The organism is Magnetococcales bacterium (genome assembly GCA_015231175.1).
GTDB lineage: Bacteria > Pseudomonadota > Magnetococcia > Magnetococcales > DC0425bin3 > HA3dbin3.
Genome location: JADGBZ010000010.1, coordinates 1 through 14,841, shown reverse-complemented (window position 1 = coordinate 14,841; position 14,841 = coordinate 1). Strand labels below are relative to the sequence as shown.

General features: G+C 58.9%; 11 protein-coding genes. 5 read left to right on the top strand and 6 right to left on the bottom strand.

Annotated features, from left to right (window positions below; translation table 11 throughout):
- Nucleotides 1–7: 7 nt before the first annotated feature.
- Complete coding sequence (locus HQL63_03805; GenBank protein MBF0175959.1) at nt 8–1,345, bottom strand: ammonium transporter; 1,338 nt, start codon at nt 1,343–1,345, stop codon at nt 8–10.
- Between the two features lie 500 nt (nt 1,346–1,845).
- Here HQL63_03805 and HQL63_03800 point away from each other — a divergent pair, with 500 nt between their 5' ends.
- The gene (locus HQL63_03800; protein ID MBF0175958.1) at nt 1,846–2,457 is read left to right on the top strand and encodes a lytic transglycosylase domain-containing protein; all 612 of its coding nucleotides are present in this window, start codon (nt 1,846–1,848) and stop codon (nt 2,455–2,457) included.
- A gap of 295 nt (nt 2,458–2,752) precedes the next feature.
- Complete coding sequence (locus HQL63_03795) at nt 2,753–3,868, top strand: hypothetical protein (GenBank protein ID MBF0175957.1); 1,116 nt, start codon at nt 2,753–2,755, stop codon at nt 3,866–3,868.
- Nucleotides 3,869–4,080: 212 nt separating this feature from the next.
- On the opposite strand, the gene HQL63_03790 is transcribed toward HQL63_03795, so the two are convergent.
- Both HQL63_03790 and HQL63_03785 read right to left on the bottom strand, forming a co-directional pair.
- Nucleotides 4,081–4,380 carry an STAS domain-containing protein gene (locus HQL63_03790; protein ID MBF0175956.1) on the bottom strand — a complete coding sequence of 100 codons (300 nt, stop codon included), beginning with the start codon at nt 4,378–4,380 and terminating at the stop codon, nt 4,081–4,083.
- Between the two features lie 81 nt (nt 4,381–4,461).
- Nucleotides 4,462–4,890: a hemerythrin family protein gene (locus HQL63_03785; protein ID MBF0175955.1), complete on the bottom strand. Its 429-nt coding sequence runs from the start codon at nt 4,888–4,890 to the stop codon at nt 4,462–4,464.
- A gap of 366 nt (nt 4,891–5,256) precedes the next feature.
- On the opposite strand from HQL63_03785, the gene HQL63_03780 reads away from it, so the two are divergent.
- Entirely contained in the window at nt 5,257–6,582 is a 1,326-nt protein-coding gene (locus HQL63_03780; protein MBF0175954.1) for a hypothetical protein, read from the top strand.
- Between the two features lie 11 nt (nt 6,583–6,593).
- Here the strand turns inward: HQL63_03780 and HQL63_03775 are convergent, their stop codons facing one another.
- Nucleotides 6,594–7,682, bottom strand: coding sequence for a PAS domain-containing sensor histidine kinase (locus tag HQL63_03775; GenBank protein ID MBF0175953.1), 1,089 nt, complete (start codon nt 7,680–7,682; stop codon nt 6,594–6,596).
- Entirely contained in the window at nt 7,679–9,292 is a 1,614-nt protein-coding gene (locus HQL63_03770) for a sigma-54-dependent Fis family transcriptional regulator (protein ID MBF0175952.1), read from the bottom strand. The genes HQL63_03775 and HQL63_03770 overlap by 4 nt, the downstream gene beginning before the upstream one ends.
- 353 nt (nt 9,293–9,645) lie before the next feature.
- On the opposite strand from HQL63_03770, the gene HQL63_03765 reads away from it, so the two are divergent.
- Both HQL63_03765 and HQL63_03760 read left to right on the top strand, forming a co-directional pair.
- A complete protein-coding gene (locus tag HQL63_03765) occupies nt 9,646–10,083 on the top strand; it encodes a tetratricopeptide repeat protein (protein ID MBF0175951.1) in 438 nt (145 codons plus the stop codon).
- Between the two features lie 37 nt (nt 10,084–10,120).
- Nucleotides 10,121–12,247 carry a hypothetical protein gene (locus HQL63_03760; GenBank protein MBF0175950.1) on the top strand — a complete coding sequence of 709 codons (2,127 nt, stop codon included), beginning with the start codon at nt 10,121–10,123 and terminating at the stop codon, nt 12,245–12,247.
- Between the two features lie 406 nt (nt 12,248–12,653).
- Here HQL63_03760 and HQL63_03755 read toward each other — a convergent pair whose 3' ends face one another.
- Nucleotides 12,654–14,687 (bottom strand): hypothetical protein, encoded by a 2,034-nt coding sequence (locus HQL63_03755; protein MBF0175949.1) that lies wholly within the window; start codon nt 14,685–14,687, stop codon nt 12,654–12,656.
- Nucleotides 14,688–14,841: the final 154 nt, after the last annotated feature.

Below are 14,841 nucleotides of genomic sequence, written 5' to 3'. Positions count from 1 at the left end.
CAGTGTTTTATTGCGGCCCATACTCCATCATGTTGTACCCCTTTTCGTCGTGCAGAACCAGATCCAACCCCTCGGACTCCTGGTCCTTGCTGACTCGGACGCCCAACACCGCATCGAGAATCTTGAAGATGACGAAGGTGAGGGCTGCGCTCCAGGCGATGGTGACTCCCACGGCTACGCTTTGCACCAGCAGTTGTTTGCTCATGTCTCCGCCGGCGCCGGCGGCGAACCCCATGCCCCCCAGGTTGGGTGCGGCGAACACGGCTGTCAGCAGGGTTCCCATGATGCCACCCACACCATGGACGGGGAAGACATCCAGGCTGTCGTCAATTTTAAATTTCTGTTTCAAGGTCATGGTGGCAAAGTAGCAGACCACTCCGGCCATCAATCCAATCAGGACTCCTCCCACCGGTCCGACAAACCCCGATGCCGGGGTGATGGTTCCCAACCCGGCCACCATGCCGGTGACGATACCGAGAACGCTCGGTTTGCCGTGACGAATCCACTCCATGCCCATCCAGGCGAGCGCACCGGTGGCGGCGGCCAGGTGGGTGACCAGGATGGCCATGCCTGCCGAGCCGTTGGCAGCCAGGGCGCTGCCGCCGTTGAAGCCAAACCACCCCACCCACAGCATGCCGGCGCCGGTAAAGGTCATGGTCATGTTGTGGGGCATGATCAATGTATTGGGAAATCCTTTGCGCGACCCGAGCATCACTGCGGCAACCAGGGAGGCCACCCCGGCGTTGATATGCACCACCGTGCCGCCGGCAAAATCCATGACTCCCATGCTTTGCAGCCAACCGCCGCCCCACACCCAGTGGCACAATGGCCCATAAACGAAGACCATCCACAGGATGGTGAACCAGACCACAGCGGAAAATTTGACCCGCTCGGCAAATCCACCCACCACCAAAGCGGGGGTGATGATGGCGAAGGTCATCTGGAACATGGAGAAAACCGACTCCGGCAGATCCCCTTTCAAGGTGTTGACATCGGTACCGGCCAGGAAGGCCTTGCTCAGGCCACCCCAGAAACCTTGCAGTGCGCCACCATCGCCGAAGGCGATGCTGTAGACCCCGATCAGCCACAACACCGAAACCAGACAGGTGATGGCCATGCACTGCATGAACAGGGAGAGGACGTTTTTGGAGCGAACCAGGCCACCGTAGAACAGAGCAAGCCCCGGCAGGGTCATGAACAACACCAGCGCGGTGGAGGTCAGAATCCAGGCCGTATTGGCGGTATTCAAGTTTGTTCCGGCATCGGCCCACGACACAAAGGGCCATCCAGAAACCCACCCAGCTCCCAACACTCCCCACCCTTTACCAACCAGGTTCGTGCGCATGTTCACCCTTCTTGAGTCAGATGTTGTTCTACCGCAACTGTTCAGCACCCCGGGACAGAACCCTTTGCGAAAAAACTGTGATACTCAGCAAAAAATAGACCATAACTAATAACTTTATGTATGCAAAGGAAAAACGAAAAAATCCATGGCAGAATGTGCTCACCAAAACGAAAATTCTGCATAATTTATGGTCAACCTGCAAAGGAAATAATCACTTTTTCCCCGTCTGGATGCCGACAAAATGATCATGGGTACATATGTCCATTAAACATGTTATTTTTACAGGAAAAATTTATTCCATGGGCTGCGATTTGTTGTTGCCGGACAGGAAATGGGAAGGATTTGCTTGCTTTTGTTGTTTCCATCTGCTACAAGGGATGACGATAGGATACGATAGATCAAGCAAAAGGGAGGGCGTTCAGATTGAACTGTTGCCCGGGAGAACGAGAAAAATCACTTTTTGGCCCGGTCGTTTTGCCCGAGCATGGCGGGAAGAGACGATGAGGGTGCCCCTGGCTGCCGTCGTGGGGTTTCTGGCGGTCTGGTTCGTGGGTGTGCACTCGGCCTGGGCTGATATCTTTACGTTTGTCGATCAAAAGGGGGTTATCCACCTGACAGATCGGGCGGATGATCCGCGCTACCATTTGCTGATTCGTTTTCCCAAGAAGAAGGATGGCGTGCGGGTCATGCCTTCGGAGCAGGGCGTTGCAGCCACTGCGCAGCGGTTTGGCAACGTCGTTCGAGCCGCTGCCGCTCGCTATGAGCTGGATGAGGCTTTGGTGCATGCCGTCATTCGCGCCGAGTCGAGCTACGATCCAGATGCCACTTCTCCCAAAGGCGCTGTGGGGCTGATGCAGCTGATGCCGGAGACCGCCGACCGCTATGGGGTGCTCAATCGCCGGGATCCAGAGTCGAATGTTGACGGCGGCAGCCGCTATCTGCGCGATCTGCTCCGCCTGTTCAACAACAACCTTCAGCTCTCTCTCGCCGCCTACAATGCTGGCGAAAATGCCGTTCGGCGCTATGGCAACCAGATCCCCCCTTATGAGGAGACCAGGCAGTATGTCGTCCGGGTCATGCAATTCTACAAGCACTATCGCGACAGGCTGTAGTCAGGGACGCTTGCCTCAGGCATGGGAAGGCGGCATGTAGCTATTCAGTACCATCTCAGGAAAACCTGGATATGAAAGCCTTTGTCAGGGCTTCGCCCCGAACCCCACCAGGACTCTGTCCTGGACCTGCCAGGGAGCCGGTCCCCTGGATCCCGATGCGTGGTCGGGTGGTAAATGGTTATGGACATGAAAGCCTTTGTCAGGGCTTCGCCCCGAACCCCACCAGGATTCTGTCCTGGACCTGCCAGGGAGCCGGTCCCCTGGATCCCGATGCGTGGTCGGGTGGTGAATGGTTATGGACATGAAAGCCTTTGTCAGGGCTTCGCCCCGAATCCCACCGGGACTCTGTCCTGGACCTGCCAGGGAGCCGGCCCGCTGGATCCCGATTCGTTGCCGGGTGGTGAGTGGTTACGACGGCATGACCCCGTGGCCGGAGTATCGTCGCACCGCATGGGTACCCGGGCTCGTCCTGTTGCTGGGGTTTTTTTTTGTGTCGCTTGCTCCCGGAACTGCTGCGGGTGACGATCCGATCTTTCAGGACGACTTCAACCGTCCGGATGCCATGCATCCTGGCAATGGCTGGGTTTCTTCACCCATGCCGGAGGGGTGTGGCGAGACCGGGGATGTTGTCGCGCCGCGCCAGGGTCGACAGGATGGGCGCGTCTCCGTTGTGCAACTCCGCGAGGGCCAACTTCACTTTGATGACCAGAACAGCCGGAATGCCCAGCGCGTCTATCGGGATTTCCGCCGTCCCCTGTTGCGGCTTGCGTATGATTTTACGCCGATTTATGTCATGGGTGGCAGCGATGACCGGGCGCGCCTGGGAGTCAGGATCCAGTTTTTGGATGTTGCCGGCAACCTGCTGGCCGAAATAGGGGATTTTTACTACAGCACAGCCTTCGGCGACTTTGTCAACACGCCCACGGCCCATTGGCGTGCCAACCGGGGGCCGTTCGATACCGAAAAACGTCACAGCGAGATTCCCATCCAGGAGATCATGGATTGGCATCTGCGTGATGTGGATCGCACCCGTATCGACCATACCCGCATCATTTTTGAGGCCTTCGCCGGTTGGTGTGGCTCGACCCTGGAGGCCGCCATCGACAACGTCAAGGTCGTTGCCGTTCCCTCTCTGCTGCTCAGTTTCAATCCAGAAGAGTTGGCCGACATGGTTCATAGTGCGCACAGGTATTATCAACAGGCGCCCCAGGCTTTTCCCGGTAACTGGCGGCAACACATCGACTCCCGCTATGGGCAAAAGAAGGTTGATGCATGGCGCAAGGCCATCATGGGTCACATCGGTCAGGATACGGGACGCCTGCTGCGGCTTGTCGAGCGCATGGTGGACGACCAGGGCCCCAAGGCCCTGGAGACAGCGATGGCCTTGTCGTTGCTTCTTTGGGGCAACTGAGAACCCAAAAACGAATGAAAGACCGGGATGGAGGTCCAGGAGGAAGGGCTGTGCCCTTCCTCCTGGTGGGGTTTGGGGCAACGCCCCAAAAAAAATGCCATTGAAAGACTGGGATGGAGATCCAGGAGGAAGGGCTGTGCCCTTCCTCCTGGTGGGGTTTGGGGCAACGCCCTGACAAGTGGCAAGATACTTTATGGAGGGGGTGGTTTTATTCAGGTGATCCGAAACAGATCCTGAAACTGGGCCATGAGGAGGGCGTTACGGACTTTCATACTGGCATTGATCAGGGAGATCCGGGCGGTATCTCCGCCGGCCATTTCCCGCATCATCAGCAGCATGCCCATGCCGGCGCTGTCGATATGACTGGTCTGGACCAAGTCAACCACCAGGGAAGAGGCGTCCTTGTGCATGGTCTGGACAGCGCGCATGAAGTCACCATACAGCCGATAGGTGAGTTCACCCGCAATCTGGATAACGAACGTATGACCCTGCTGGGCAGCGACAATGGACATCACTTTTCACCATTTCAAGTTAACGCGCCGCGCCCGGGCGAGACACGGCCAACCGGGATGCCACAAGCGCGAGTGTGCGGATCAGATGGAGGCGCGTCCCTCCAGAATTTTGCAAAATTTTTTGTCAATCACAGTGATATGATTTGCCAACCAGCTGTAGAGAAACGCCTGGGTCTCTTCTGCCAGTTGGTGTTTTTCATCTGGATCGTGGATAGCCAGAAAACGATCACCCAAACTTTCCACCTGCTTCTCGAATGCACGGTGCTCGACCAGATGGGCGGTCCGGCCCGAATAGCCGTCAGGTGACATCATGGTCTCTTCAAACTTGAAGTGGGTTTTGGTGTAGGTGCGCAGCCCGGCAAGGACAAAACCCATGGCAAAGCCTTCCGTGTGGTCACGCAACGCCCTTTTGACCTCGTCGAAAAGAGCGAACAGAACCGCGTGCTGGGCATCGATGGATGGTTGTCCCAACCAAAGCTCCTCCGGCATCAAAAAACGATCGTCACTCATGGCGTCCGATAACCTGCGAAAAAGGAGAGGGTTCTGATCCATGTGCCATCGACAGCGTCCCGCACGACGTACCACCGCCTCAAGCACCCGTGCTATTCTCGCATATTAGTCCCATTTGAAGAACGAGGCAATTTTTTCCGTACTTCGCAGTCACTATCCAGGTCGTTTTTCCGTAACCAATTCAGAAGCCCGGCGACGCATCGGGGTCCAGGTGGCTGGCTCCCTGGCAGGGCCTGAGACAGTGTCCTGGCGAGGTTCGGGGCGAAGTCCTGATAAAGGCTTTCATATCCGGGCTTTTTTTGCAGGGGTGCTGAAGAGTTGCAAATTTGGCTGAAAAAAACGGCGCCGAAGGAGAGGATCATGTCCATGCAGCGCGTATCATGTTTGTTGGCAAGTCTGTTGGTTTTGTTGGCCGCTTGTGCCGAGGCGGCGGATAGCTCCGGTTTGACCATCATCTACTCGGGCAATCTGGCAGGACATCTGGAGCCTTGCGGGTGTGCGGCGGAGAGCGATTTTGGTGGTCTGGATCGGCATGCTGTCATGTTGGACCGGTTGCGGGCCGAAAAACCGGAAGCCATCGCGATAGCCCATGGGGGGCTTTTGGCGCATGGCGGGGTGACGGAGCGGGTCAAGGCGGAGTTTATTTTGCAGGGATTTGACCTGTTGCATTATGACGCTGTCGGCTTGCAGTGGCCCGATCTGGTGTTTGGCCGTGCATTTCTTGGACAGGTTTCCCTTCCCTGGGTGGCCAGCAATTGGCGCGGCGCCGAGTTTCCGGTCATGCGGCTGATTCGGCGTGGTGCGCGGAAGGCGGCGTTTTTTGCCTGGCTGGATCCGGAACGGGAACCCAGGACAGGAGGAGGCAACCCCATTTATCCTGTTGACAACACGTTGGAGACGTTGGCGCAACGCCTGGCCGGGGCCAAGAACGAGGGCGCCATGGTGATTCTGGCCACAGCCGTGCATCCAGACCATGTGGCACGGCTGCCCCTGTCGCATGTGGATCTCCTGCTTGCAGGAACGGATGGACCTCCTGGTGAACCGCTCCGGGTTGGGAAGACCCTGGTTGTGCGTCCGGAAAAGTGGGGGATGCGCCTGGGGGTGCTGGATCTCAACCTGGATGATCAGGGCCATATCGCCGATTGGCGACACCGGGTGGTCGATCTGGGTGCGGATCTGGGACATGCGCCGCGCATGTTCCCCTGGTATGCAGCGTATACGGAGCGGGTCAAGTTGGCCAATCAGGAGCGTATTGCCCAATTGCGGGCCAAACGCCAGGGCGATACCGGACCTTTCGTGGGTGCGCAGCCGTGTCGTTCCTGCCATGCAGCCCCGTTCGAGGCTTGGCAAAAATCGCCGCATGCCCGGGCGTTGCCAACCCTGGAGAAGGTCAACAAGGATTTTGATCCCGACTGCCTTGTCTGTCACACGGTCGGTTTTGCCCTGCCGGGGGGGTTTGTCGAGAAGGGAGTCACCCCGCATCTGGCGGGGGTGCAGTGTGAATCCTGTCATGGGGCTGGCCGGGAACATGCCCGGGAGGGAGGGGCCAGGATCAAACACCTTGCTGCCGATCAGTCCGAGCCCTTGTGCCGAGGGTGTCACAATGCTCTGCATGCGCCCGCTTTCGAGTTCAAGCATGCTCGGCGCCAAGGTATTCCGTGTGGGCAAAAGAAGGATGAAAAGTTACCATAGGGGGTAACGATTCAAACGGGCAGGAGAAAAGTGAACGTACTTCCCTGTTGGCGCCCGGGGCTTTCCACCCAGATACGTCCGCCATGGAGTTCCACAAGGCTGCGGGTCAGGGAGAGGCCGACGCCGCAGCCGGCATAAGGGATGGTCTCGTGCTCGTCGGCCTGATCGAAAGGCTCGAAGATACGGTCGATCTCTTCTGAGGTCAAACCGATGCCGGTATCGGTGACGCTGACTCTCAGTTGGGGTTTGCCGTTGGAGTCGTCGGCGGGGAGGCGTTGTGCCTGTAAAAAAATTTTTCCTCTCTCGGGTGTGAATTTGATGGCGTTGGAGAGCAGGGCATGGACGACCCGGGAGATGAGGTTTTCATCCATGGGGGCAAGCCTCGGGGCGCGGGACCAGTCACCCGTCAACAGGATCTCCTTCTCTTCGGCCTCCTCGCAGGCTTCGGCAAGACGTTCGGCAAGAAACTCCCCAACGGGCACCTGGGAGAGTTTCAAGTCGATCTCCCCACGCGCAAGATGGGACCAGTTGAGGATATCGTCGATGAGGGAGAGCAGATGGTGACCACTGCGATAAACATCACGTAGGAACTCTTCCTGAAGCCCGGTGAGTGGGCCGGAACCCCGTCCCAGCAGGAGGCTGGTCAGACCGATGATGGCATTCAACGGGGTACGCAACTCGTGACTCATGCTGGCCAGGAAGCGATTTTTGGCGCGCACGCCGGTTTCGGCGCGCTCCTTGGCCACCATCAGATCCTGCTCCAGGCGTCTGCGTTCGGTCACATCCCGGAATATGGCAGCCAGGAGTGGTTCACCCTCGTTCTGGGTAAAACGGACCGTGCGAAGTTCGGCAATGCGGGGGGGGTGATCGGCCATGGGAATGGTGATTTCGCGGTTGTCACCAGGCGTTGTGGGAAACCCCAGGGAGCCTCCCGGCATTTTTCCCCTCTCCTGACCAAAAAGGAGTTCGGCAGCGGGGTTGGCATAGAGAATTTTTCCATCCGGTTGCATGACCACAACACCGTCCGGATTTTGCTCGACAAGTGGAATGCAGCACCCGGTTTCTGGGGCGGGTGGCTCCAGGGTTGTTTCATCACTCATGATTTGGCCCCCTTTCTCGGAGGCTGTCTGGTTTGTCGGGGTTGGGTGCGCCATGGTTTGGTTGCCGTTGTCGTCGGGGCCAACCCATAGAGCCGGATTTTGCCATGCAGGGATTGGCGCGTGATGCCCAGCAGTTGTGCGGCTTTGATTCGATTGCCGCCAGTCTTGTCCAGGGTTTTGCGGATGAGCTGCGTCTCCATCACTCTGCGGTTTTCTGCCAGGGAAAAGGAGGACATTTCGGAGGGTGTACCTGGGAGAATATGCGGGGGGTCTGGCTGGGGGAGATCATCCTGGATGCGCCGCGAGCAGTGTTCCAGGCGGAGGGTCTCGCCATCCTGGGCCAGGGCCACGAGGCGTTCGATCTCGTGTTGCAGCTGCCGGACATTGCCCGGCCAGGCATAATTTTCAAATCTGTCCAGGGTTTCTGCTGCAAAGCCGCGGACCTGTTTCTTGAATTTCAGGCATGTTCGTTCCAGGAACAGACGTGCCAGGGGAGCGATGTCATCCTGGCGTTCCCGGAGCGGGGGGATGGCGATCTCCACCGAAAAGAGCCGGAAGAAGAGATCTTCGCGAAATTTTCCCTGGGCGACCTCCTCGCGCAGATCCCGGTAGGAGGCGCTGATCAGGCGAAAGTCGTAGGAACGGATGTGGTTGCTGCCGACCCGCGCCCCTTCTCCCTCCTGGATGGCCCGCAAAAATTTTGGCTGGACGGAGAGTGGCATATCGGCAATTTCGTCCAGGAACAGGGTGCCATCGCAGGCCTCTTCAAAGCGACCGATCCGGCTGGTATGGGCGCCGGTGAAGGCCCCTTTCTCATGGCCGAAGAATTCGCTCTCCATTAGGTGCTCAGGAATGGATGAGCAGTTGACGGGTACGAACGGGCCCTGGCTGCGATCGCTGCTGCGGTGGATGATTTGAGCGATCACTTCCTTGCCGGTACCGCTCTCGCCGGTGATGAAGACATTGACCGGAACAGCGCTCACCTTGTGGACCAGATTCAGCAGATCCCGCATTTTCTGGCTGCGGGTGACGACTTCCACAGCATCGAAGCGTTGTTGGCGGAACAGGTCCATATCGTCGCGCACCTGATGGGTGATGGCCATGATTTCCCGACTGAGGGTGGAAATTTCCAGGTGAAAGGCCAGGGTGCGGGCCGTTTCCTGGATGAGTGTCCGGTCGGCCATGGTGAAAGGGTCGTTGGTGCGGCGGTTGCGGATATCGACGCACCCCAGAATGTCCGGACCGGCCAGGCTGCGAATCGGGGTGCAGATGCCGTTGCGTATGGGTGGGCCATCATCCGGGTGCAGCGGGGCAGAGGAGGCGTTGTGCAACAGGGTTTTGCCGGTGGTCAAAACCTGTTCGGCAAGACTGCCGGTTGGCGGCGTGGCGACGGCGCCTCGGGGTTGGTCGGTGTCGTGGCGATACCAGAGGCGCACACCGTCTGGTTTGGTGTGGTAGATCCGGCACCACTCGGCGTGGAACAACTCCGGCAATAGTTGAATGAACAAACCCAAAAGAAGTTCCTGATCCTTGCTGGTCCAGGCCTTGTTGACCTGGTCAAGCCGTTCCTGGAGAAGTTGCAGGTGTTTGGCGACCGACTGGGGTGACATGAGAGTGATCCCCTCTGCTGCTCCATGCACTTGAGTGTAAAAATAATTTTTCAGTAACACGGATGGAGTTGTTTTTCAATGAATCCCTGAAAGATTCTTTCGATAGCGTGAAGCGGATGCCAGTTTTCCGTCGGGGCGCATGGTTTCCGGGGGAGGGAAGGGGGTGATAATCCTTTTATGACATGTGGTTGCAAAATCATCATGAGGTGGAATTGATTTTGCTAGGGTGACCGGCATACCGGTTGTCGGTTTGAACGTCGAACATAGTCTGGGCCGTGCCATGGAACGGGACGTCACGCACTGGAGATTGGGGGGAAGGATACTCCCCAAGGCTTGGGAGAAGGAGCTACTTGATGATCCGCATTGTCGTTGCCCTGGCATTTTTGTTGGTTGCGCCCATGATGGCCGTAGCGGGCATGTTCGACGACATTCGTGAGGGGGACAAGTATGCCCAGAACGGGCGTTTGGAAGAGGCGATCGACCGGTATACCTGGGCCATCATGGATGCGGGCAGCCTGGAAAAGGGCAATCTGACGCCCCAGGTGTTGTCCACGTTGCACCGGCGCCGGGGTTGGGTCTATGCCCAGAAGGGGGTGTACCGCATGGCGCTCGAAGATTTGAACGAGGCATTGCGGTTGAATCCGCGTGATTCGCTGGCCCTGGGGTATCGCAGCCGCGTGTTGGAGAAGATGGGCCTGCACGACCAGGCTTGGTCGGACATTCGGGAAAAGCGGCGTATTCTGGGGCGGTTGGAGGGTGATCGTTCCTCCCGTCAGGTGCTGACGCCTTGAAAGGTCGTTTGTCGGACCGGGAAGGTTTGTTGCCGCGATGGACAGGGACACCCTTCTGCACATACTTGACACGGCCTATCAGGATCGGATCGATGTTCTGGATCTGAGTGGCCTGGATCTTCAGGATCTGCCGGCTGAGATTGGCCGCTTTGTCCACGTTCGTCGCCTGTTTTTGGCCGATAATCGTCTGACGACGCTGCCTCCCGAGATTGCCCAACTGACCTCCCTGGAATTGCTGGATCTGCGACGCAACCGGATTCGACACTTGCCTGAGCAAATGGCCTCCATGGCCGCGCTGGTCTATCTGTGGCTGGATGGCAATGGTTTGACGGCGTTGCCGCCGGTCGTTATGGCCTTGACTGGTCTGCAAAGGTTGATCCTGCGTCACAATCTCCTGACCGCGCTCCCTTCCGGGATGGGTGCTTTGACCCGGTTGCGGGAGTTGTCGATCCAGGACAACCGTTTGATCTCGCTTCCCGAGGAGATCGGTCAGTTGTCGGCTTTGGAGTTGTTGTTTCTCTCCGGGAACGCCCTGACCGCTTTGCCGGTCTCTCTGCGAGATCTGGCTGCATTGCAGCGTCTCGATCTCAGGGATAACCAACTCCAGGATTTGCCGGTCGGGATGTATCGCCTGACCTCTCTGGTCCAGCTTGATTTGCGGGGCAATCCCTTGTTGACGGTGCCTGAGGCGTTGTTGGCCAATCCGGAGGATGTGGAGGCCATCCGGGCCAGCTCCCGGGAACGGGACGCCACCAACCGTGTACCACTGCGAGAGGGGCGTCTGGTGGTTGTGGGTGCGCCGGGCGTGGGTAAAAGCGCCTTGATCCGGCGTTTGCGGGAGGAGCCCTACGTTGCTGCGGAGTCGCCGTCGGGTGTGTTGACCATTCGGGTCTGGAGTGTGCCGGACACGCCGGCGTCAGGTGGCGAACCGGGTCAGGCGGTGCGGTTGAATGTTTGGGAGCTGGCTGGTTCGGAGGCGGCGCAGGGTGTTTATGCGCACATGATCACTCCGGGGATTCTTATCCTGCTGGTGGTGGATGACCGGGCCGGGGAGGCTTGGCGGCAGGTGGATCGTTGGTTGGGTCTGGTCAGCAGGTTCGGGGTGGAGAGTCCCGTCATCGTGGCCTGTACCCGTTCCGATCAGACGCTTCTGGAGCCGGAGTGGGAAGTTTGGCAACAGCGTCATGCGGTGATACGGGAGGTGGTGCCTCGGGTTTCCGCCCGCACGGGTGAGGGGATGGCGGCGTTGCGGCAGGCTGTTTTGCGCGCTGCGGCGACGCTGGCGAGCGTGCGTGCCCTGTTGCCGGAGGCCTGGCAGATGGCGCGGCAGCAGATCGAGGCGGACGACGCCCTGACGTGGACCCGGGAGAGCCTGGGAGAGACCTACGGCAAGGCCGGGATTGCCGAGCCCCGTGCCCGGGAGGATTTGACGGAGATTTTGTGCCGCCTGGGTCTGCTTCTTCCCGGTGGGCAGGGGAGTTATTGCCATCCCGAATGGGGCAGCCAGGTCATGAGCCGTCTCCTCAATGCCCCGGCCCTGGCGCGCAACGGTGGTCTTGTCGAGTCGGCTGTTTTGCCCCAACTGGCGGCAGGGGTCGATCTTTCCCAACTGCTGGCATGTCTGGAAGAGTGGGGTTGTGCCCTCCCCCTGGCGAACGGGGATCTGCTGATTCCAGCCTTGTTGCCCCGGGAAGTGCCTGAACCTGCGCGCTGGGACGGGGTGCCGGTGGTTTGCGTCCATGACTACCCCTGGGGTGTTCCCCCGGGCTTGTTGACCTGGATCATGGCTCGGTTGCGCGGGCTGGTGGTTCCCGGACTTTGGTGGCGGCGTGGCGTGATTTTGCAGGACTCCGCCGGAGAGGCCCAGGCGCGGCTCACCTTGCAGGTGGAGAGCGCCAGGGTGACGTTGGCCTTGCGTGGCCACGAGCCGGCCTGTCGAGCGCTGCTCGTGGCCTGTCACACCATGTTGGAAAATCTGCACCAGGAGTTTTCCGGGCTGTCGGTACGAACGCGCCTGCCGGTGCCGGGCTCTCCGGAACTCTGCATCGGGTTGGAGCACGTACAGCGCCTGGTGCAACAGGAGGTGGTCTCCTTCATGCCAGAGGGGTGCGCAACGCCTGTGCCCCTGGGGCCGCTGGCGACCTTGGCGGGTTGGTTGGAGTGAAAACGACTTTTACCATGCAAATCTTCCACGGTATGGAAGAATTGCCAGGATGATACCCAGAAGACGACAAACCCACATTGAACGCAGCCTGGAGCGAAACCCGGCTGTGGCGCTGCTCGGTCCGCGTCAGAGCGGGAAAACCACCACAGCGTTTGTGGTCCATCAAGGCCAGACGTAACGATTCACCACCCGCCAACGAATCGGGGTCCAGGGGGCTGGCTCCCTGGCTTTGTCCAGGGCAGCGCCCTGGCGGGGTTCGGGGCGAAGCCCTGACAAAGGCTTTCCTGTCCAGGCTTTTCTTGCAAGGGTGGTGAATAGTTACGGCCAGACGAGATACCCTCTTCGCGAAGGTGTGGAGGCCATTGGGTTGTTGGACCGGGCAGGCGGAATTCCGCCTGCGTCGCTTTCAGTCGGGAAATTTTGGCCAGTGCTCCCCCATCTGGACGTGATTCAGGTCGGGAAGTTCGATCACTTTGCTGAAATCCATCTCCACCACGCCGATTTTCAGCAGGTGGGCCTGCAGGGCATCCAGTTTGTCCGGGGGGGCGGCGCACATGTCGTGCCAGGAGTCCCCTTCTCTGGTAAAGGCGACCTTGGCGCGGGTGACGCCGTCGATCTCCTCCACCACCAGGATGTCATAGAAGATTTTGACTTCTGTTTCGTGGCCGAGACGGGCAAGAAGTTCGGGAGTGTACGGAGTATGGTGCGCGTGCGCCGGGGTGGCGTGGCGTGAGGTGTCGTGGGCATGGAAAATATTGAGGTGGGCCAGTTGGTCCACCCGCATGCCATAGGGAGGAATTTTGATCTCTTTTCCGGTCAGAACCTGGGTCAGACCCAACTGGTCCAGTTGTTTGGGCGACAGGCGGAACTCGTAGGCAGGCAGCAGGATGGGGTGGAGTTTACCTCGATCCAGATTGTTTTTTTGCAGGCGGGCCATGATCAGGCGCACACTGCCCCGGCTGGTCAGCCTCTCCAGCGAGATCCCCCCCTCCTTGCGAATGACATCAGGGGAGAAACGTTGTGCCATCAGGGTGGGGAGTAGGTCGACCTGTTCCAATTGTTCGATGGTGATCCAGCGGCGGATGGTTTGCAGAACGATCACCTGCTCTTCCACCTTGAGGGATGTTTTTCTGATGGAGATGCCCAGACGGTGCAGGGCGTCGTCCATCTCTCCGTCGATACCGGCTTTGTCCCAGATTGTCCTGGCCTCTTCGATGGGGAGACCGCCGCGTCGTCGGATGCGATCCACGGTGGCGCCGCCCAGAAGGTCGTCGCTGATGCCGAGGCTGTGCAACTCCTCCAGGGTCAGCACGGCGAGGGGAATGGTGAGATGCACCTCCCGGGGTTTGGCAAATCCCCGGCGTTCGATCTCTCTGGGCAGGGCGACATGGAATCCCCGGGGAAGCAGTTTGGGATTGTCTTGCCGGTATTGGTGGTACCAGGCGGCAAAGAGTCGGGGATTGAAATGACCCATGACCGCGTCGCCAACCATGATGACCAGCACCTTGAAAGGGCCAATGCGTTTTTTATAGGAGCGGATCTCCTCCAGGGCGGCTACCATGTCCACAATGGCGGCCTGTTGGGCGACCTCGACGACGGACGGTCCCCATTCGTACAGCTTTTGGAGCATGTCCAGGCCATACTGCTGTTGCAGGGCCTGCCGGAACAGGGTCAATCCTCCGTAACCCTTGCCCGGTACGGTGGCATACCACTCGTGGTGGAGGATGGCGGTACTGGCGGCCAGGGAGAAGTCTTCCGGATCGTAGAGAAGCTGAAAGCCGAAGAAGGCGTGCAGCTGCATCTCCTTCCATTGATTGGGATTCAGGGCTTCCGGCCAGTTCAGGGTGCTCAGACTGACGCGGGTCTTTCCCAGGTCGTGTTGGACAATGGCCATCACCCGATTGATGGCCTCCACTTCGCTCAAACCAATCGATTTGAACAGGCTCATCGCATTGAGCCCGGTGATGATGCTGTGGTTGCCGCTGCTGGGGTGATGTTGTTGCAACTCGTTCAGACGTTGGACGGCCTGCGGCGTAAAATTGTGAAAGACGACCTCCATATTGCGCTGCACGGTCTCCTGAAATTGCCGGAATCCTTCATGATTGCGCAGAATCTCCACGGCAGTCATAACCGACAGGTTCTCCTGCGCCAGGATCTCCTCCATGATGTCGAAGGCTTTTTGCATCTGCGCCGTGGCGGCGGCAAGAATTTTGCTGCCGATGGGCTGGGCGAGGATTTTGGCGATGAAACCTTTTTGCGCCAGTTCCTTCAGCCGGTCCGTCACGCCCGGGGAAATTTTTTCGCCACGGCGGTAGAGCCAGCCGCCATGACCGTTCGGGATATCCTGGGCCAGTTCCATGCCCCTGGACAGAGCGATGCAATCTTCCTCTTGCAAAGGGTCGTAGGAGTTGACCGGGGTGTCTTCCGCAGGCTCTTTCATGCCAAGTGATTTCCGGGTTGTTGTGTGGACGTATCATGGCGCAGGGGTGCTGAATGGGTCACTATTCACCACCCGGCAACGAATTGGGGTCCAGGGGGAACGAATTGGGGTCCAGGGGGCTGGCTCCCTGGCGGGTCCAGGGCAGCGCCCTGGT